Here is a 21,082-nt window from a genome sequence, read left to right as displayed (position 1 = left end):
GCACAAAAAGGACAGAACCTTTTTTGGTAGTTCCGTCCTCTTCTCTTCAGTTTTATTTTGCTGTTTCTCTCTTCTGCAGTTCTGCCATAATCTCCGGATATCTCTTCTCAAGGTCATTTTTCATAAGAAGGATAAACATGATTACGAAAAGTGCAAGCGGAATATAGATACCAAATGTGAAGATTGCTGTATCTACTGCTGCCGGCTGTGTTGTAAGTGCTGCATTGTATCCGGCTGCTGCCAGAAGCCATCCGATCAGAGATGCTCCGATACCGGATCCAATCTTCATTCCGAAAGAGTTTGCACTGTTTGTCATACCTACGATACGTTTTCCGAACTTGTAATCATTGTACTCAACACAGTTATTTACCATTGGTCCAAACAGACACATCAGAGGAATGTTAGCAAATGTTGTTACTGCTCCACCTACAACACATGTCATAAGGCTGTATGGTGTAAATACTCTCACCAGGCAGGCTGCTGCTCCCATCGCACAGGAAATCATACAAGTTTTTGTCATACCTAATTTAGATGCCATCGGTCCTGTCAGGATGAATCCGAGGAATGTAGGAATCAGTCCAACTGCTCCGAGAAGTGCTACGATGTTATCATTTCCAAGAATATATTTTGCATAATAGGTACCACCGGAAGTACTTAAGCTGTAAGAAATATTCATTAAGAACTGCAGTGCAAGCATGATCACCCAGTATTTATTCTTGAAAAGAATTTTGATTCCTTCTACAAACGGTACGTCCTCGTCTTCACTTTTTCCCACGATCTGCACATTTTCTTTCGATACTTTATAAAGGATGAGCAATGAAAGCAGAGAAATTAAACCAAAAATAACTGCCACTTTAATCCATGCACTCTGTGTACCACCAAGCATATTTGTGATTGGAATCAGAAGGATTGCGATTACCATTCCTGCGATATATCCAAATGCTGCACGAAAGATTCCCATTTTACCACGTTCTTCCGAGCTTTCTGTACGGATTGCCATCAAAGCTCCGTATGGAATTGCTACTGCGGTATATACGATTGCTGTGAGCAATATATTCGTGATCAGTACATATGCTGCCTGTAAGCCACTACCCATATTTTTAGGTACTGTAAACAGTAAAACGATAGATACAAGTGCCGGAATTGCCATTCTTGAAAACCAAGGACGACATTTGCCTTTTGGTGATTTGCCATTATCCATGATTTTTCCCATTGCAAGGTCTGAAAATGCATCAAAAACCTTTGCGATCAGAAGCATAGTGGCAACCATTCCCGCTGCCAGTCCAACCTTCTCTGTATAGAAGTAAGTCAACTGTCCAACCAGACAACTCATAATATTCAGCGGTAACTGTCCGAGACCATCGCCAAGATAATCTGTAAGTCTCATTGATTTCTGAACTCCCATTGAGTCCAGACCAAGTTCTTTTTTTGTTTTAGCCATTTTTGTCCCTCTCTTGTTTTTTCCTTATCCCGTTATTCTCAGCTTACTGTGAATAACAACTCTTTGTTACAATCTCATCCTATAATTGATTCAATGCATCTACCATCTGTTCCAGCATCTCTCTCTTGATTCCCGGAACAAAGCTAAGAAGCTGGCGAAGCGGCATTCCTTCCATCATTGCTGCCATCATTTCCTGATTTACAGCTCCGGATGTATCATTTTCCTGTGCTTCTGCCATATCTGCTGCCGCACTGTTCTGTGCCATTCCCTGCATGAAAGGTCCCATCACAGCCTGTGCCTTTGGATCACGCATCAGCTCTCCCAGACAGGTATTTAATGAATATGTTTTTGGAAGTTCTTTTGTAGAATGTACTGTGATTTCTTCACCTGCACACATCTGATCTGCATTTTCACCGATCATCACTTTATAAGTGCCTTCCTCTGCATACCAGTCATGGATCAATGTATTCCAGTAAGCAAAAGCTCTCTCATCCAGTGTAAATGTAACAGTCTTCTCTTCTCCTGCTTCTAAGAAAATCTTTTCAAATCCTCTCAGTTCTCTGACCGGACGGACAACCTCTGTCTCCGGTGCTTCTACATAAAGCTGAACAACTGTCTTACCTGCACGATTTCCGGTATTCTTTACTTTAACCTTTACTTCTACAGTATCTTTATCAGATATTTCTTTCTTATCTAACTGAATATCACTATACTCAAATGTTGTATAAGAAAGTCCATATCCAAACGGGAACGCTGTTTCCATTTTTCTGGATGTGTAGTAACGGTATCCTACAAACACACCTTCCTGATATTCTGCATTATCAAAGCCCTTTCCATAAGTCAGATAACATGGTGTATCTTCCAGACGGAGCGGAAATGTTTCTGCTAAGCGTCCACATGGATTTTTTATTCCGGCAAGTACCTCTGCAGTTGCTCTTCCAACAGCCTCTCCTCCAAGGTATGCTTCCAGGATTCCTGAAACGCTATCCTTCCATGGCATAATCACCGGTGAACCGTTATGAAGAACGATCACAACGTTCTTCTGTACCTCAAGCACTTTTTCTACAAGTTCGTTCTGACAATTTGAAAGATTCATATGCTTTCTGTCATATCCTTCGGATTCAAAATTATCCGGAAGACCGAGGAAAAGAACTGCCACATCAGCTTCCGCCGCTGTCTTTACAGCTTCCTTCTGAAGTTCTTCAATAACTTCATCTTTCTCATCCTGATAGCCTTCTGCGAAAGTTACATTTGCAAGCTCCGGAATCGCTTTTGCAACTTCCAGTGCAGATTCCACTTTCCAGCTGTTGATATGAGAACTTCCGCCCCCCTGATATCTCGGTGTCTTCGCATATTTTCCGATAAATGCAATCTTCTTATCAGAAGTTAAGGGAAGAATATCATTTTCATTTTTCAATAATACCATACACTCTGCTTCGATATCAGCTGCTGCTGCGTGATCCTTTTCATAATCAAATACAACTTCTGTGTCACGGTTCTCTGTGTAGCGGAAGATCACATCCAGTACTCTCTCGCAAGCCTGATCAACAACGCTTTCGTCGAGTTTTCCTTCCTGTACTGCCTTCACGATCAGTCGATCATTCTCGTAATCTCCAGGTGGCATCTCCAGGTCAAGTCCCGCTGAGAGGGAAGATACTCTGTCATTGACTGCGCCCCAGTCAGAAACAACATAGCCGTCAAATCCCCATTCATCTCTTAAAATATCTGTCAGATACTTCTTGCTGTCTCCGACGAATTCACCATTGATACGGTTGTAGGAACTCATGATTGTCCATGGTTTCGCTTTCTTTACTGCACCTTCAAAGGATGCAAGATAGATTTCTCTGAGGGTTCTCTCATCGACATCAGAAGAATTTGTCATACGGCGTTTTTCCTGGTTGTTTGCAAGAAAATGCTTTGCACTTGTTCCCACATTCTTGCTCTGTACCCCTTCGATCAGTGCTGCTGCCATCTCTGTAGAAACATACGGATCTTCGGAATAATATTCAAAGTTTCTTCCGCAAAGCGGGGAACGTTTAATATTCATTGCAGGTCCAAGAATTGTGCTGACATCCATTGCCTGACATTCCTGTCCGAGAAGCTCTCCCTGTCTGCGGATCAAATCACGGTCAAAACTGGATGCTGTCGCACATCCTGCCGGGAAACAGATTGCTTTTTCGCTCTCGTTGATTCCAAGATGATCCGCTCCCTGTGCCTGTTTTCTAATCCCATGCGGTCCATCTGTGACCATAACAGACGGAATCCCCAGTCGTTCGACACCCTTAAGATGCCAGAAATCTGCTCCTGAACACATTCCGGCTTTTTCTTCTAATGTCATCTGGGAAATCAGATTTTGTATCTCCTCTCTTGTCATGTTTTACCTCCATTCATATCTCAATTTCGTTTGATTTTGATGAAATTATAACTGTTATTTTCATATAAATATTTCATTTTTAAACTATTTTTTTCATTTTTAAACTGTTTTTCAATTGACATATCACTTTGTTTTTATTACTATAAATACAAATGAATAGAAGGAGCACAATACCATGAATCTGAAATACAATATGGAAGACTTTTTAAAAATGTACTATTTTGATCACAATATTCCCATGTATATCTATGCAGACCATACTTTCGACACCTGTGTTCCACAACAGACTTCACTGACCTTTCCCCCTCAGAAATATATTGATATTCTTATCTCCAAGTCCGATAGAATATCATATTGTGCCACAACTTACGGGGTTTATTTTGGATGCCTGCGGTTAGATTTTGACATTACTAAGTATCTTATAATCGGTCCTGTTTCAAATGTGCCCTATTCAAAGGATGCTCTTCTTAACATGTATCGCGATTATGTGATTTCGAATGAAAATAAAGATGAGTTTCATGATTTTTTAAAATGGATTCCACATATTTCCACGGTATCACTGATTTCAAAGCTGATGTTCTTAAATTACTGTATTTATGAAGAAGTGAAGAATCCATCTGATTTTCTCCTGGGAAATTTCTCACCCAAGACTCTGTCTCCTGAGATTGTCCAGATGAACTACGATAAAAAAGAAAACTACGTGTACAATAAATCATATGTGATCGAAGAAGCTATTTCAAAGCTTGTCAGAACCGGAAATGTTGAGGGCTTTCACTCTCTGCAGTTTAACAATGACAATTTTCACATAGGTGTTACCAGTAATAACGCTATCCGGCAACTGAAAAACAATATCATTATAAACACGACTCTCTGTACCCGTGCCGCTATAGATGGTGGTCTTGAATATGATACCGCCTATGAGCTTTCAGACTATTTTATCCAGCTTGCAGAACAGACGGACAATCCGGATATACTATACGGGATATTGGACAAAACATCCTACACCTTTGCTGAGAAGGTTGCCCAGGCACAGACCCCTTTTTCCACAGATGCGCGCCTGCAAAAGGCAATTCGGTACATCCAGCAAAATACCAATCAGCGCATTACGGTAGGTGATGTCGCCAGATATACGGGCTTCAGCAAATCCTATTTTTCAGCTTACTTTAAGGAAAATCTTGGATTTACCGTCAGCGATTTTATTCTCCGGTGCAAGCTCGAGGAAGGACGGCGTCTGCTTCAGTTCACAAATAAACCGATCAGTACAATCAGCACTTTTTTGTGTTTTTCAAGCCAGAGCCACTTCCAGACTGCCTTCAAAAAACAGTTTGGTATGACTCCAAACGAATACAGGCGCAAGCGGTCATAAACCGTCCTGCGCCTGATGATGTCACCATGATTGGATTCGATGATCTGCCGATTGCAGATTCTTTATATATTACATTTCTTATACTTCTCTTAAGTGCTGCTTAATCCTTGCAGTAAGTTTTCCATCCACATTATCGATCAGGATCGTATCTCCGCTGCCGACATTTCCTTCCAGGATCAGCTTAGCTGCCTCAGTTTCAACATTCTTCTGAAGATATCTCTTCAATGGTCTTGCACCGTAGGTCGGATCATATCCGCCTTCTACTACAAGCTGTTTGGCTGCTTCGGTAAGCTCGATCCTCAGTTCTTTATCTGCAAGCCGTTTGTTGATGTCATTGACAAGCAGGCTGATAATAGAGTAGACATTATCTTTCGTCAGCGGACGGAACATAATCGTCTCATCCAGACGGTTCAGGAATTCCGGTCTGAAATGTGCTCTCAGATCATTCATGACCATTGCCTCTGCATCCGGCTTGATATCGCCATTTTCATCGATACCATCCAGCAGATAAGAGGATCCGATGTTGGATGTCATGATCAGGATCGTATTCTTGAAATCAACGGTACGTCCCTGTGAGTCCGTGATACGTCCGTCATCCAGTACCTGCAGAAGTACGTTAAATACATCCGGATGTGCTTTTTCAACCTCATCGAAAAGCACAACAGAATATGGTTTTCTGCGAACAGCCTCGGTAAGCTGACCGCCTTCATCATATCCGACATATCCCGGAGGCGCTCCGATCAGACGGGACACAGAGTATTTCTCCATATACTCACTCATATCGATACGCACCATATTGTTCTCATCATCAAACAGATTCTCGGCAAGTGCTTTTGCAAGCTCTGTCTTACCTACACCGGTAGGTCCAAGGAAGAGGAAGGAACCGATCGGCTTGGTCGGATCTTTGATTCCTGCTTTGGAACGGATGATTGCATCGGTTACTTTCGTAACGCCTTCATCCTGTCCGATGACACGTTTGTGAAGCTCGTCTGCAAGATGCAGTGTCTTACTTCTCTCGCTTTCATTTAATTTGGCAACCGGAATACCGGTCCAGCGGGAAATGATCTTGGCAATCTCATCATCGGTAACACTTTCATGAACCAGTGAAAGATCTTCATCTTTTACCTTTGCTTCCTCTTCTTCCAACTGTTTCTGCAACTGTGGAAGACGTCCGTACTGAAGCTCTGCTGCCTTGTTCAGATCATAGCTTCTCTGAGCTGCTTCGATTTCACGGTTCAGCTGTTCAATCTGCTCACGGATCTTCTGTACATGTTCAACAGAATGTTTTTCGTTATCCCACTGTGCTTTCTGCTTTGCGAATTTTTCCCGTTCTTCAGCAAGTTCTTCCTGCAGTTTCTGCAGTCTTTCCTTACTCAGACGGTCATCCTCTTTTTTCAAGGCTGCCTCTTCAATCTCCAGCTGCATGATCTTACGGTTCAGTTCATCCAGCTCTGTCGGCATAGAATCCAGCTCTGTCTTAATGGATGCACATGCTTCATCAACCAGGTCGATTGCCTTATCCGGAAGGAAACGGTCTGAAATATAACGGTTACTCAAAGTAACAGCTGCAACAAGTGCACTGTCTGTGATCTTGACACCATGGAATACTTCATAACGCTCTTTCAATCCACGAAGGATAGAAATGGCATCCTCAACTGAAGGCTCATCCACCATAACCGGCTGGAAACGACGTTCCAGAGCGGCATCCTTTTCAATATACTGGCGATACTCATCCAGAGTTGTCGCACCGATACAATGCAGCTCACCACGGGCAAGCATTGGCTTTAACATATTTCCGGCGTCCATTGCACCGTCTGACTTTCCGGCACCTACAATGGTATGCAGTTCATCGATAAACAGGATGATGTTTCCATCACTGTTCTTGACTTCTTCCAGAACTGCTTTCAGACGCTCTTCAAATTCACCCCGATACTTCGCACCTGCAACCAGTGCTCCCATATCCAGAGCAAATACTTTTTTATCTTTCAAAGCTTCCGGTACATCACCGCGCACGATACGCTGTGCCAGACCTTCTACTGCTGCTGTCTTACCTACACCAGGTTCACCGATCAGAACCGGGTTGTTCTTGGTCTTACGTGACAGGATACGGATCACATTCCGGATCTCTGCATCACGCCCAATGACCGGATCCAGCTTCTGCTCCCTGGCTTTTTCCACCAGATCTTCCCCGTATTTATTCAGAGTATCATAAGTAGCTTCCGGATTATCACTGGTTACTCTCTGATTACCTCTTACGGAAGAAAGCACCTGAAGGAAGCTTTCCCTTGTAATTCCAAGCTCCTTCATCATACCTTTGATCTCACGGTTCGCATATTTCAGAAGTGCAAGGAACAGATGCTCAACCGATACATATTCATCACCCATCTGCTTTGCCTCATCCTCGCCATGGATCAGCACATTATTCAGATTCTGACCAATATACATCTGACCGCCCTGTACCTTCGGACGCTTCCGTAAAAGCTCTTCCACACGGTTCATCATCGTCTCTTTTGTAATGCCCATCTTCTCAATCAGCTTGAGAATCAGGCTGTCATCTATTGTAAGCAAAGAATACAGAAGATGTTCCTGTTCAATTTCCTGGTTGCCGTAATCTGCTGCAATCTTTTCAAGGTTCTGCACTGCTGCCATAGAACTTTGTGTAAATTTATTGATATTCATAACATGAGTCCCTCCTTTGCCTTGCTATCTTTGTTCTATCCGAACTATAGCACGTGTTGTTAGCACTGTCAAGAGCCGAGTGCTAAATCTATATACATTTTTACTCCTCTGTCAAATCATAGGACTCATTGTCTGAGTCCTGTCTATATAAAACGCTCCGGATTCTTTATCTTCCTCCGGCAGCGGCTTTTTTATATTCCATCAGTTTCTGTCTTGCCTCTGCATTCAAATGTCTCGGAACCTGGATCTGTACCGTTACATACTGGTCACCGTGGACATTTGCATCCTTCATCGAAACAATTCCTTTTCCTCTCAGACGTATCTTGCTTCCTGACTGGGTTCCTTCTTTGATCTTGCACATCACATCGCCATACAGGGTATGCACTCTTGCCTCTCCACCAAATACGGCTGTTGTATAAGGAATATTGACTGTCGTGTAAACATCCATTCCTTTTCGTTCATAGCCTGCTTTCGGCTGAACAGTTATTTTCAGGAGAAGGTCTCCTGCCCCGCCTTTTCCGGTTCCCGGCATTCCTTTTCCACGAAGCCTTATGCTCTTTCCACTGTCAATTCCTGCCGGAATGTGTACCTCCAGCGTCTGTGCTTTTCCACTCTGATCCTGCAGAGTAATTCTTTTATCGCAGCCAAATGCTGCTTCGTCAAATGTAACAGATACACTGGCTTTCAGATCCTGACCTTTCTGATCAAAGCCTGCTGATCCGTGGCCACCAAATCCTCCGAACCCGCCAAATCCGGACCCATCGTCATAGAAGCTCCTTCTGTGAAAGCCCTGGCTTCCGAAACCACCTGTGCTTTTGCTGCCGTTTCCATGGAATATATCTTTAAACATATCTCCGAAAATATCATCTGCATTTCCGGTAAAATGATACTCCTGATAACCACCCGGGCCACTTTTGAAGCCCTGGAAACCATTTCCAAATCCGCTTCCCTGATAGCCGCCTCCTGCAGACTGGTCAAATGCAGCGTGTCCGAACTGATCGTACATCTTCTTCTTTTCCGGATCACTCAGTACCGAATAAGCTTCTGTTACTTCTTTGAATTTCTTTTCTGCATCCGGATTTCCGGCATTGGTATCCGGATGATACTTCTTCGCCAACTTCCGGTAAGCTTTTTTGATCGTCTTTTCATCTGCATTCTTCGCTACTCCAAGCACCTCGTAGTAATCCCGCTTTGCTGCCATGTCCTGTCACCTCCTGCCTGTAAAACACCCCGGAGATTACTCTCCGGGGAAAACTTATCTTCTATATTAACCTTCAATTGTGATATACTTCTTCTCTTCTGCAACCGGTTTTGCTTCTTTTTTCGGAACGAAGAGTTTCAGAATACCATGTTTAAATTCTGCTTTGATGTCTTCCTCTGTGATATCTTCACCAACGTAGTAGCTTCTCTGGCAGGCTCCCGCATAACGTTCGCGACGGATATATCTTCCGGTTTCTTTCTCCTGTTCATCCTGATCAAGACCTTTTGCAGCACTGACTGTCAGATAACCATCTTTCAATTCTGCAGTAACTTCATCTTTCTTGAATCCAGGAAGATCAATCTCAAGCTCATATCCATCTTTCATCTCTTTGATATCTGTCTTCATCAGATTATTCGCATGATGTCCATAGAGCTTCTTTTCTGCTCTGTCCTCTGCTTTATCTGCATATCCGTAAAATGGAAATCCAAACCAATCATCATCAAATAAGTTATTATTAAAAATACTAGGCATCAACATAAGTCCTGTCTCCTTTCAAACACTCATAATACGTTCGGAACACTGGAAAGCAAACCTTTCTTTTTGTTCCCCTTTCTTTGTTCTATCTGTACTATAGCACGCATTGTTAGCACTGTCAAGAGGTGAGTGCTAATTTTTTTATGAAGAATTTGTGAACACTACGAGCCATGCAAAATGGTGAAAAAAACGCCCTGCAAGTTTACTTGCAAAGGCGTCTATTTTCGCTATTTTATAGGGCGACAGCCTGGCAGCAAGGGAATTCTTTCCCGAGCTGTGCATGGCGTATCTCACAGCTTCACAGGGATTTTTCACTTGCTTTCGCACGGAGGTTTCTTGATTTGACCACATTTTTACGACAAATCTTTGGAAAAAATATATTCGTTTGATTTTCTTACCACATTGTACGACAACGGCTTCTGGTTTATACCACAGCAGGTACGGTTTCTGAAGAGTACAATCTGATATCAGTTTTTACTTATTCTCGCCTATTTCTTTATTTATACCTATATCGTAAGAGCTTCATCTTCTATTCATTTCCATATAAAAAGAGTTTTATCTTCACCAGCCGGTATTCCTCAAATGTAATCGCTGCTGCTTCGTCACCGTTTAATCTTCTGCCTGCCACCCAGATGCCTTCCGAAAAAGCTCCTTCCTCATAAGATAAAATATCACAGTGCTCCCGCGTCTTGTCATTCGAACAGATTTCTATCTGGCATGCATTTGCAAACATATAAAAAGTATCTTCCTCTGCCTTTAAAATAAGACATACGCCTTTTTGTTCTCCCTGCCCTGAAACCGCCATCTGCACGCGGAATCTGTAATCTTCAAATAACATTTCTCCTGTACCATCTTTACAGTTTTCTGCAATCACTGCCTGAAGATTGTCTGTTCCATAATTGTCCGAAAACAGATCTATCATGCTTCCTAACGTTGACGCACAGTAATGGTACTCCTTTACATCCTGTGGTATGGAAAGTAATGGGTCTTTCACATCCACCCCGAAGAGATGTGCTGTGGCAGAGTTGAACGGTTTTCCCATATCCTCAAAGCCAAACGGTGCAAAGCAGACTGCATGATAATGTCCGATTGCATACACAAGCCTTGGCGCACAGTGGGAATGTGTTGCCGTTTCCGGAATAAAAAGTGGATTGCCAAGCTTTGTATACTCCTCGCAGATATCGGTAAAATTATGTACATAAATATCCGGTGCATAGATATCAATGGACGGGGCTGCATAATTCCACACCTCCATCATTTTGGCAACCGGTCCACCGGATGGATATACTCCAGGCTCTGTCCCCTGTGTCAGCCAGCTGTTGACCGCCATCGGAAGATCATACTCTGCTTTTCCGGCTGCTGCGACATATTCTACATAACTTGCAATATGATATGCAGAAAAAATTTCATCTGCAGCCAAACCAAAAACCTCTCTCCATCCTTTTTCTTTTCCGCATTTTTCCATACCATCCTGCCCACTGTCTGGAGTTATTTTTCTCTCTGCCCCGGCATTCTGGTTTTGCCATACATTTTTCAAAGATTCATCCATCTCATCTGTATGGTTTTCCAGATAATCCACAAGCCCCTGCGGCGGTGTTTTTGCAAACAGCTGCTCTGCCAATGTGGAATGCTCTCTTGCACTTCCCTGCACTCCAGTCTCATTCTCCACCTGGACTGCAAGCACTGTCCGCTCTTTCCCGTCAATTACCCTTAAGTGGCGCATTAATCTTGCGAATGCTTTCGCATCTGCATGTTTTGTCTCTTCGCCCAGATAAGAAAGGGTTGTATATGGCATATTATAAAAATTTTTAAGAATGATTTTCCGTTTTCCCTGTTCTAGCTCCGCACGCGGAAAACGCTGCAAATCTTTCTTCACCCACTCCGGTGCATAAGTTGACTGTGCATTTTTCCATGTTCCAAACCACAGAAAAATAATATGCATGCCCGCATTTCTTGCCTGCATGATAAGCTCATCCACCAACGTGAATTCAAACCTGTTTTCCTCCGGCTCGATCAGTTCCCAGCTCACCGGAAGGAGCAGTGTATTCAATCCCAGTTCTTCTGCCTTTTCCCAGATTCCGCTCATGTAAACGGCATCTGATGCACTCGAATTATGAGCTTCGCCAGCAATCGCTATCCATGGTGATCCATCTGCCTGCCGCAATAACTGTTTTTTCATTTAAACATCTCCAGCTTTTTTACTTCTCCATGTGTAATTCCGGAACCATTAAAAGCATCCACTCTGACATAGTACATTTTTCCTTTTACCAGAGCTCCTACACGGTAGTTTATGCAGTTTCCCATAACCATACAGCTGTGATAGAGCTGTTCCGGTTTATTTCCCCACAGGATCAGATATCCGGATACCGCTTTCTGCTCTTCTACGGAAACTTCCATATCAAGATATCCTGTCCGTCTGACTTCATATTCCGGCACTTCCGGAAGTGTTCTCTCTGCCCTTCCAAAAACACGAAGTCCTGAAATACACGGTTTCACATGGTAAGGCACCTCTTCTATTGTGAGTCTCAGGAAGCGTAGCTTCCATCCCTCTTCTGACACAACAAGATCATGGCTTAAATCAGTGTCTGCATTTCTCTTATCTTCCAGTGCAAACCACATCTCTCCATCTAAAGATCCTTCTAACATCCATCTTGTATAACCTGCCTTCCGGTCTATATAGCGCTCCATATCCGGTGTTTTCTTCCATTCCCCCGGACACTTTATCTGACTGGAAGGATCATCTGCGAAATTAATCTGGATGGCATGCACGTTTGCACAGGTGTCCAGATCCATTGTAAGAAAACTTCCCGGTGCTTCGGTATCTGCCATCCACCACGTCTGTACATTCTCGTCTGCTGCAAGCGATGGCTCGTGATCTTTTTCATAACCGGATGCTGTCATCTTTGCGCCATAGCTTAACAAAAACCATTCCGGCTCTGCCCACGGATCCATTCTGAATTTTTCGACGTCCTGCGGCCAGTCTCCATATCTCTGGTTGCAGAAGAGATTTCCTTCCTCATCAAACCCTACCGGCCAGATTCCTACACGCCGCTCAAACACATGATTTTTGCTGATTCTCATTGTTGCCGTATGCCAGAAATGTCCGGTTATATCTTCCATCGTAGAACCATGGCCTGCTCCCGGAAGAAAACCGCCCGGTTTATAGGAAAACGGATTATTCTCTGCCAGATGAAACGGACCTAATGGATATTTTCCGACATAAACACCATCTGCATAAACATTCAATTCTGCTCCCGGACACGCATATTGCAGATAATAATTTCCCTGATATTTTGTCATCCACGCACCTTCGATGTATGGCATTCCCGCATATGTTGCACGGATGATTTTCTTATTCTCCTCCGGAAGATTTTTCGCATCTTCCCCACACTCTTTCAAAAAGGCAGCGAACAGACCTTCAATCTCTTCTTCTGTTTTCGGATTTTCACTGTTGTTCTCACCGAATCTCTCATATCCGTTCTCCCACGGATTTCCAAAGATTAGTTCTTTTTTTTCTCCGATTGGATGCATCGTATCCGGGTCTAATTCCACGCCCCAGATTGGTGTTGCATTGGCACATCCCCAGTAAAAATAAACTCTGCCATCCTCATCTGCAAACAGATTCGGATCCCAGTAATCCATCACACCCTCGATTTTCTCATAGGGACCATGTATAGGATCTTTCGTCCGGTAGAAATCGCACGCCTCACCCCTGCCAGATGCTGTAAAATACATCCAGTCACCGAACACGCGCACATCCGGCGCATAGTCATAGGCAGGTACATTCTCCGGCAGCGGATAGCTTTCCCAGTGTGCCATATCCGAAGATACCCACACGGATCCGCTCATTGATGCAAACAGATAGTATTTTCCATGATATTCCACCATGGAAGGATCTGCAGCTTCCCGGTTCACAGTGAGCTGATATTTATCTCTTGGATCTTTCTTAAACTGGTATGCATATGGTACATTGATCGGATTACAGTAATATCTCATAAAACTTCCACCTCCGCGCAAAAAGCTCTGTCTTTTCCTTCAATCCACTGATTTTCCCGGACGGTATACTCACCTTTCAACCGGATATCTTCACTGGAGCTTCCAATTTTCACATCAACCGTACCTTTTTCAATTTTCCATCGCATATCTTTATCCAGAAATGCCATCTGTGAAGGCTGTATCCTGAAAATAACAGTTCTGCTCTCTTTCGGCTCTAACCATACTCTTGTAAATCCGGCAAGCTCCTGCACCGGTCTTGTTCTCGATGCATAGCGGTCGGACAGATAAAGCTGGACGATCTCTGTTCCGGCAGTTTCTGACTGGTTTGTGACCTTCATCAAAACAGAAACAGTCTCTGTCGGCAGTACTTCTTCTTTTTCTATGGTTAAATCAGAATAGACAAAATCCGAATAACTCAGTCCATATCCAAAACAGTATCTCGGCGTATGCGGCATATCCAGATAGTTGACAAATCCGATACTCTCTCCCTGATGGTTTGCAGAACCCCATGGATGATTGTAATATACCGGAATCTGTCCGGCACTATATGCCACAGAAACCGGCAGTCTGCCGGATGGATTATGAATTCCAAACAAAGCCTCATATACTGCTCTTGCACCCATTTCCGCCGGATTCCATGCCTCCAAAATTGCATTCAAATGCATATCTGCCACATCACTTGAGATTGGTCTTCCATTGAAATGAATACCTACCAGTGGAATTTTTTTCTCCAAAGCTGCCAGAATAAACCGATCCTGGCAAGGTGGAAGATTTATGTCTGCCGCATCAACTCCCTCACCCATGGATGCAAGGGAACAGGTGCCGTATTTTCCGCCCAAAGTAAGAAGTACAATATCTGCGCCTTCCATCGTCTTAAGGGCTTTTTCAAAACCGGACTCATCCTCCCCTGCGATTGGATAACCGAAAGCCGATACAATTTCTGTATCCGGAAGGATTTCTCTTAAATACTCCACAAGCGATCTGCACTGCGGTTTTTGTGTTTTTAAAATCTCATCATATATTTTTCCTGTGTCAAGCTGGATATGAGTGCCTGGCACGGTAGGGATTTCCTCTCCACTTCTGTTCTCAATACCTGCTACCCCAGCGATACTGTTTGCCACTGCATATACAGATTCCATCATGGACATATGCGTGTAACCACCAAAAAACATCCTTGCATTGTCTGCATGCGGACCAATCACCGCAATTTTTCTGAGTTTCTTCTTATTCAATGGAAGAATGCCATCATTTTTGAGAAGTACCATAGATTCCAAAGCTGACTGCAAAGACAGGCTTCCTCCCTCATCTGCTTCTGCAAACTCTTTTTCTAACGCCTCTCCTTCCATTGCGAATGGGTGCTCAAATAATCCCATACGGAATTTTACACAGAGCACCCTATGTACTACTTTATCTAATACACTTATATCATACGTTCCATCCGAAAATCCCTCCATCAGCTCTTTTCCATATCCTGTCTGGCTTGGCATCTCAATATCCATTCCCGCTTCCATTGCCAGATATCCGGTTTCTCCAAGTGTCTCTCCGATATGCTGTACGGTATGGCTGTTTCCAATTCCACCATAATCACTGACACAGATTCCGTCAAAGCCCATCTTCTCTCGCAAAAGATTCGTGAGAAGCTTTTTTGACACAGAGACAGGCTCATTGTCGATGGAACAATAACATGGCATGATGCCTTTCAGTTTTCCATCACGGATTGCCGCCTGAAATGGTTTTCCATAGATTTCCTGTAAGGTACGTTCTGCCGTCTCACTGTGTGTTCCATGGATACCTCCCTGTGAATTGTGGAATGCCAGAAAATGTTTTGCCACACAGTCCGGTGTCCTGCCATCCACAGTCACGCCTGCTGCGCCCTTCGCATAAGCGGTTCCAAGCGCTGCTGCAAGTGTCGGATCTTCTCCATAGGTTTCTCCCTGTCTTCCCATACGTGAATCTCTGGAAATATCTAAAACCGGTGCCAAAATATGTGTGATTCCACAGGCGGTCTCCTGCTTTGCCACACTTGCTCCAATCTTTTCTTCCAGCTCCGGATCAAATCCGGCTCCTCTCGCAATCCCCGATGGATAACTTGTTGCTTTTTGTAAAAATGCTCCACATAATCCTTCCATATGGAAAATTGCAGGAATTCCATGTGGACTGTTCTCCATTACAATACGCTGGACTCTTCTCTGCCAGTCTGCTGCTTCCTGCAAAGACTTGATTCTCCTCATCTCAAGCGTACTGACCTCTCCGATTCCATATGGAACCTGTTCTTTGATCCAGTCACAATTTAGATATGTTTTATCAAACGGAAATACACAGTTCACCTGTGCCATTTTCTCTTCCAGACTCATCTCCTGTAATAACAGGGATGCCCTCTCTTCTGGTGAGAGCTTATTATTCATGTAATTCATAGTTTCCACTGACTAACTCCTCCTTCTTTCCATTCGGCAGCTCCACTTCACAGGTTGTTCCAACAGGAACAGAAATCTTAAGCTTCATTTTGCCCTCTTCTCTCCTCCACGCGACGCGGATTGTTCCATAAATACAGATATGGGAGCATTGTGCGTTTGTCAGACCGCCACCAGGCATCGGTTTTATACGGAATCTTCTATATCCTGCCTCCACCGGCTCTAATCCGCAGATCCTCCGGTAAAAGAAATCTCCTACCGCTCCATAGGCATAGTGATTCATGGACGCCTCTTTGACCTGACTGTTCTCTTCAATCACGTCCCACTGTTCCCACATGGTTGTTGCTCCTTTTTTTACCTGATAAAGCCATGATGGGTTCGTGTCTTCCATCAGAAGCTGATAAGCTTCCTTCAAATGTCCATTGTCCGCAAGTGCAAACAGAATATACGGTGTTGCTGTAAATCCGGTATTCAGATGACCGCCGTTCTCCCGGATCAGTTTCCAGAGATTATCCGCCATTTTTTCTGCTTCTTTCTGTCCTGCCATTTTAAAATAAAGCGGCAGTACATACCCAGTCTGAAATTCCTCATTCAGTGTCCCATCTCCATCCATAAATCTTATCCGGTAGGCTTTTTTTATTTTTTCAGATTTTTTCCTGTAAAAATCACAGTCTGCCCTCTCTCCAAGTGCCTCTGCGATCTCACTCATCACCTGACACGCATAGTAATAATATGCGGTTCCTGTCCATGGACCTTTTCCAAGCCAGTCCTTTGGATTCCCGTAAGGTGCACACCAATCACCAAACTGAAACGGCAATGAGAAAATATACCGCGAATGATTCTTAATAAAACCTGCCATTGCCCATCTTGACACATCGGCAAGATATTTTTTCATGACAGGATACATCTGGTGAAGTACTTCCCTGTTTCCGGTTGACCGGTAGATGGCATACGGCACAAGAATGCAGCTGTCTCCCCAGCAGCTTGTTGTAATGCTTGGAGTTACGCCTTTCCGCACCGGGACAACAAAAGGAATTGCACCTAATTTTCCCTGTTCTGCTTTCATGTCGCGGAGCCACTTTCCAAGAAACCGGTTCATCTGAAAATTAAAACACGCCGTACCTGCAAACAATGCAATGTCTCCCGTCCATCCCTGTCTTTCATCCCTCTGCGGACAGTCGGTCGGGATATCCACAAAATTGTCTTTTCCACTCCATACAAGGTTCTTCTGCAGCTGGTTCAATCGCTCATCCGAGCAGGAAAAATCACCCGTGACCGTAAGATCTGAATAGATTGCTCTTGCCTGTACTTTTATCTTCTCTTTTTCTATTCCACTGACACTAATATAGCGGAACCCCATATAGGTGAAGCGCGGTGCATACGTCTGCTTTCCATCCCTGCAGTAATAACAGATTTCCTGCTTTGCCGAACGAAGATTTGTCCGGTACAGTTTTCCATGCTCTAACGCTTCCGCGTGGCATATCCGGATGATCTGCCCCGTTTCTCCATCTGCCTCAAATTCCACAACTCCGGAAAGATTTTGTCCAAAATTATAGATAATCTCAGTCTCTCCCTTCTCTCCTGAGTAAACCTCTTCGCAGGAGATGGGAGCAAAAATTTCATGACCGGTCACCGGCTCTCCGTACCTTGCTTCAATCATCGGATGGATATCCGGCGTTATCACATCTGCTTTTCTCCATTTCCAATCCGTCTCCTTAAACCTTGCATCATAAATTTCTCCATCATAGAAATCCGCATATTGATACGGTCCATCTGCCGTCACCTCATATGCTCCATCGGTACTTACAACTTCCCTGCTTCCATCTTTATATACAATATACCATTCTGCAAGCAGTGCCTGTCGGTCTGCAGTCAATAATGAAACGCTCTGGTTTGTATTCGAAATATTCGTTGTTCTTCCAACTGCCCAGCCTGCCGCAACTGTCACAAAGAGTTCATGGTCTCCCTCCTGTAATTCGCCTATCCGGTAGCAGCAATACTGGAGATTATGTTCGTAATCGGTAAATCCCGGCGAAAAATAATCCTCACTGATCCGTCTGCCATCTAGCAGGACATCAAAAATTCCAATCGCAGTCACTACAATCCAGCTCTCCTCCACTGCTTTTTCCAGATGGATTTTTCTGCGGAAATATAATGGACGCGGAGAGTTTGGCTTTTCTGTCACATGCATCTCATCCGTTATCCACTTTCCACTCCATGGCAGACGTTTTCTTCCCGTCATGAATTCTGCACACTTTGTACTGTTGTTTCCACGATCATCCACCGCCTCTATCTCCACATCATATCGGGTAAATGGTTTTAATGGTTCTCCTTCATATTTTATCCCAATTTGTTCTTTCACTTCTGCTATCCAGTTATTTACCCGGATACAGGCAGACCGAAGAGAAGTCTCTCTTCGGTCACTCTGTAATTGAAATGAAATGACAGGTTTGTCTGTATCTGTGATCAAAAGTTCTTTTCCTTCTTTTAATACAGATTTTTCCTCAATAAAAATATCACTTATTTCAAACACATCTTTTTTACTCCTGTTTCTGCTGTGCTGCCCTTCTCGCTGCTACCTCTTCTTTCATCTGTGGAAGTTTATTTTCAAGATCAAATCTCATAAAAACAACAAACATGACAAGATTCATGATTAAAGGCAGATAGTTGGAAAATGCATAAATGGAGTATTTCATGGATGTCGTAGCTGCTGCTAATGTTGCATCGTAATGTCCTGCCTGAAGGATCAGTGCAAGCACTGCTGCTCCAAGCCCTGCTCCTACTTTACTTCCAAAGCTGACTGCTCCACCAGAGATGGCAATCATCCGCTTATCATATTTCCACTCATTATAATCAATTGTCATAGCTGTAAGTACACCATACAGACACATTAATGGAATCTGTACAAAGCTTCCAATCAGGCTTGTTACAATATAGAGAGCAAAATTTTCTGGGACAAAGCAACGGATTCCTGCCATCACAGCTGCTCCGATCAGTCCAAAATATACGGTCTTCTGAATTCCTGCTTTGCTTATGATCGGCTGCGCCAGGATAAATCCTGCAACCGTTGCAAGCATTCCAAGTGCTCCGATCAACGATACCAGATTGTCATTCCCAAAAATCCATTTACAGTAATAAGTGCCAGAAGATGCAGCAACACTTGTTGAAATAGATGTGATCAGGTTAAATAAAAGGACAATGAGCCAGTATTTATTCCGAAACAGCATTCCCATCGCATCTTTAAATGGAACATTCTCTTCCTCTTCGTCCTGTTCTTCTACAAATGCTTCGTTCTCATAATCAGAAGCAAATTTGGTACGGACGCCATTACGGTAGCAGATCAGAAACAGTAGCAGGCATACCAGTGCGATCACAACTCCATATTTGATCCATGCCTGCTGTGTTCCGCCAAGCATATTGGTAATCGGGATAGTAAGAATTGAAATCAACATTCCAGCCCCATAATTTCCAATTGCGCGGAATGTTCCCATAACACTCGTATAATCCAATTATCCTCTTTTGAGGGTAATGGATTATTCTCCTTTCTCCCAACATCTTGGGTTTTATTGAATACTCCATTATAATACTTAAAGCACTGTGGATCTGTACCTATATCATTACAGCTTTGACTGTTCGGAGGTGACTCAGACCACAGCTTTTCGTCTATTACTGGTAATTAGTTTGTTAACGCTTGACGTTTCTATTTACGTGATTACACAGCCGAACTCTCTGTGGAAGACAGCAGTGCTAAATATTATTTCAGGAGGTAAATCTCTATGTCCATGTACTTTGTTGGAATTGATATTTCCAAGTACAAACATGATTGTTGCATTATTTCTGCAGCCGACCAGCAGATTGTTTCTAAATTTACCATCACTAATGATAAGGATGGTTTTGAACAACTGCTGATTTCTCTTAATTCTCTCTCCAATTCTGAGGATATAAAAATAGGGTTTGAATCAACTGCCCATTATGCCCTCAATCTTGAACTCTTCCTTGAAAATGCCAACCACAGCTTTATGGAAGTTAATCCAGTCCTCATCAAGGAATACAAAAAATCAACTACTTTAAGGCGAACCAAAACCGATTCTGTTGACTGTGAATCAATAGCTCGGTGGTTAATGACTGTTGAGTACAAACCCCATTCAAAAGGATTTTACCACGCTTATTCCTTGAAGTCACTAACTCGTTTGCGAGATAGATTAATTCGTCAACGTTCTTTTTATCTTGTGAAGATAACAAATGTTTTAGATCATACCTTTCCAGAATTTAAACCTTTTTTCAATGAACGGCTTTCCAAAACTGCTATCTATCTCCTTGAAAACTATGGTTCTGCTGAAAAAATGGCTCATATGAATTCTGTGTCTTATGACAAACTACGCTGTATTTCAAGAGGTAATTTTTCTATACAACAGTTCCTTCGTTTGAAAGAATTGGCTGCTAACACAGTTGGTGTCAATAATTCTATCTTTGACATTGAATTAAACAGTTTGCTGACCTTATACAACTCTCTCTGCAAGGAAATAAAAAACCTTGAAGCCGAGATTACTAGACTTATTGAAGAAGTACATCCTCACTATATGTCCATCCCTGGTATCGGTCCTATTTCAGCAGCTGTTATTTATGCTGAATATGGTGACATATCAAACTTTTCCAATCCCAGTCAGATGCTTGCGTTTGCTGGAATTGAACCAGGAATAAATGACTCCGGCACTGAGTCTCATGGTGGCAGAATGGTAAAACATGGTTCTTCCCAACTACGTTACGTTCTGCTTAATGCTTGCCTTCCCTTAATCCGTTTTGACTTAACCTTTGCAACCTATTATGCAAAGAAACGGGCAGAAGGCAAAAAACACCGGGTAGCTATTACTCACGTTGCAAAGAAACTGATTAGAGTCATCTATGCATTGGAGAGGCAAGATGTAGACTTTAACGCTCAGAAACTACGTTAATATCTTCCCTATATATTTATCTGCTCCATCTGAAATACGATATTTTCAGATGGTCTATTAAAGTTACCCTTTTTTATTACACAAAATTTCTCAAAAAAACTCTTGACTATTTATAGTTTGTCACCTAC

The 21,082-nt window shown here is 43.1% G+C and carries 12 protein-coding genes; 2 read left to right on the top strand and 10 right to left on the bottom strand.

Annotated features, from left to right (window positions below; genetic code table 11):
- Positions 1 to 52 precede the first annotated feature (52 nt).
- Together ACYQ5K_RS12580 and ACYQ5K_RS12575 are read right to left on the bottom strand one after the other, a co-directional pair.
- On the bottom strand, positions 53 to 1,441 hold the full coding sequence (locus ACYQ5K_RS12580) for an MFS transporter (protein WP_195231482.1): 1,389 nt from the start codon (positions 1,439 to 1,441) through the stop codon (positions 53 to 55).
- Positions 1,442 to 1,520: 79 nt separating this feature from the next.
- A complete protein-coding gene (locus tag ACYQ5K_RS12575; protein ID WP_459777707.1) occupies positions 1,521 to 3,815 on the bottom strand; it encodes a glycoside hydrolase family 3 C-terminal domain-containing protein in 2,295 nt (764 codons plus the stop codon).
- A 472-nt stretch (positions 3,816 to 4,287) separates the two neighbouring features.
- On the opposite strand from ACYQ5K_RS12575, the gene ACYQ5K_RS12570 reads away from it, so the two are divergent.
- Positions 4,288 to 5,181, top strand: a complete 894-nt coding sequence (locus ACYQ5K_RS12570; RefSeq protein ID WP_178025511.1) for an AraC family transcriptional regulator — start codon at positions 4,288 to 4,290, stop codon at positions 5,179 to 5,181.
- A 78-nt stretch (positions 5,182 to 5,259) separates the two neighbouring features.
- Here ACYQ5K_RS12570 and clpB read toward each other — a convergent pair whose 3' ends face one another.
- From clpB to ACYQ5K_RS12530, 8 genes are all read right to left on the bottom strand, one after another.
- Positions 5,260 to 7,860 (bottom strand): ATP-dependent chaperone ClpB, encoded by a 2,601-nt coding sequence (gene clpB / locus ACYQ5K_RS12565; protein ID WP_173688082.1) that lies wholly within the window; start codon positions 7,858 to 7,860, stop codon positions 5,260 to 5,262.
- Between the two features lie 166 nt (positions 7,861 to 8,026).
- On the bottom strand, positions 8,027 to 9,061 hold the full coding sequence (locus tag ACYQ5K_RS12560) for a DnaJ C-terminal domain-containing protein (protein ID WP_178025509.1): 1,035 nt from the start codon (positions 9,059 to 9,061) through the stop codon (positions 8,027 to 8,029).
- Positions 9,062 to 9,127: 66 nt separating this feature from the next.
- Complete coding sequence (locus tag ACYQ5K_RS12555; RefSeq protein ID WP_173688080.1) at positions 9,128 to 9,598, bottom strand: Hsp20/alpha crystallin family protein; 471 nt, start codon at positions 9,596 to 9,598, stop codon at positions 9,128 to 9,130.
- Between the two features lie 526 nt (positions 9,599 to 10,124).
- On the bottom strand, positions 10,125 to 11,774 hold the full coding sequence (locus tag ACYQ5K_RS12550; protein WP_459777706.1) for a DUF5597 domain-containing protein: 1,650 nt from the start codon (positions 11,772 to 11,774) through the stop codon (positions 10,125 to 10,127).
- Positions 11,771 to 13,591: a family 43 glycosylhydrolase gene (locus tag ACYQ5K_RS12545; protein WP_459777705.1), complete on the bottom strand. Its 1,821-nt coding sequence runs from the start codon at positions 13,589 to 13,591 to the stop codon at positions 11,771 to 11,773. Before ACYQ5K_RS12545 ends, ACYQ5K_RS12550 begins: the two co-directional genes overlap by 4 nt.
- Positions 13,588 to 16,005, bottom strand: coding sequence for a glycoside hydrolase family 3 N-terminal domain-containing protein (locus ACYQ5K_RS12540; RefSeq protein ID WP_459777709.1), 2,418 nt, complete (start codon positions 16,003 to 16,005; stop codon positions 13,588 to 13,590). Before ACYQ5K_RS12540 ends, ACYQ5K_RS12545 begins: the two co-directional genes overlap by 4 nt.
- Positions 15,989 to 18,535, bottom strand: a complete 2,547-nt coding sequence (locus ACYQ5K_RS12535) for a family 78 glycoside hydrolase catalytic domain (protein ID WP_459777704.1) — start codon at positions 18,533 to 18,535, stop codon at positions 15,989 to 15,991. Before ACYQ5K_RS12535 ends, ACYQ5K_RS12540 begins: the two co-directional genes overlap by 17 nt.
- A 7-nt stretch (positions 18,536 to 18,542) precedes the next feature.
- Positions 18,543 to 19,511 (bottom strand): MFS transporter, encoded by a 969-nt coding sequence (locus tag ACYQ5K_RS12530; RefSeq protein ID WP_195231478.1) that lies wholly within the window; start codon positions 19,509 to 19,511, stop codon positions 18,543 to 18,545.
- Positions 19,512 to 19,778: 267 nt separating this feature from the next.
- Between ACYQ5K_RS12530 and ACYQ5K_RS12525 the strand changes: the two genes are divergently transcribed.
- Positions 19,779 to 20,954, top strand: coding sequence for an IS110 family RNA-guided transposase (locus tag ACYQ5K_RS12525; protein ID WP_459777703.1), 1,176 nt, complete (start codon positions 19,779 to 19,781; stop codon positions 20,952 to 20,954).
- Positions 20,955 to 21,082: the final 128 nt, after the last annotated feature.

Source organism: Allocoprococcus similis, assembly GCF_054660775.1.
Note: the sequence above shows the minus strand (reverse complement) of the source record. Positions and strands in the feature narration are given on the sequence as shown.

What these genes read in the sequence shown, in the direction of transcription:
- ACYQ5K_RS12540 (WP_459777709.1), bottom strand. Translation starts at nt 16,005, where the DNA reads ATGAATTACATGAATAATAAGCTCTCACCAGAAGAGAGGGCATCCCTG.
- ACYQ5K_RS12575 (WP_459777707.1), bottom strand. Translation starts at nt 3,815, where the DNA reads ATGACAAGAGAGGAGATACAAAATCTGATTTCCCAGATGACATTAGAA.
- ACYQ5K_RS12545 (WP_459777705.1), bottom strand. Translation starts at nt 13,591, where the DNA reads ATGAGATATTACTGTAATCCGATCAATGTACCATATGCATACCAGTTT.
- ACYQ5K_RS12560 (WP_178025509.1), bottom strand. Translation starts at nt 9,061, where the DNA reads ATGGCAGCAAAGCGGGATTACTACGAGGTGCTTGGAGTAGCGAAGAAT.
- ACYQ5K_RS12550 (WP_459777706.1), bottom strand. Translation starts at nt 11,774, where the DNA reads ATGAAAAAACAGTTATTGCGGCAGGCAGATGGATCACCATGGATAGCG.
- ACYQ5K_RS12580 (WP_195231482.1), bottom strand. Translation starts at nt 1,441, where the DNA reads ATGGCTAAAACAAAAAAAGAACTTGGTCTGGACTCAATGGGAGTTCAG.
- ACYQ5K_RS12555 (WP_173688080.1), bottom strand. Translation starts at nt 9,598, where the DNA reads ATGTTGATGCCTAGTATTTTTAATAATAACTTATTTGATGATGATTGG.
- ACYQ5K_RS12525 (WP_459777703.1), top strand. Translation starts at nt 19,779, where the DNA reads ATGTCCATGTACTTTGTTGGAATTGATATTTCCAAGTACAAACATGAT.
- ACYQ5K_RS12570 (WP_178025511.1), top strand. Translation starts at nt 4,288, where the DNA reads ATGTATCGCGATTATGTGATTTCGAATGAAAATAAAGATGAGTTTCAT.
- clpB (WP_173688082.1), bottom strand. Translation starts at nt 7,860, where the DNA reads ATGAATATCAATAAATTTACACAAAGTTCTATGGCAGCAGTGCAGAAC.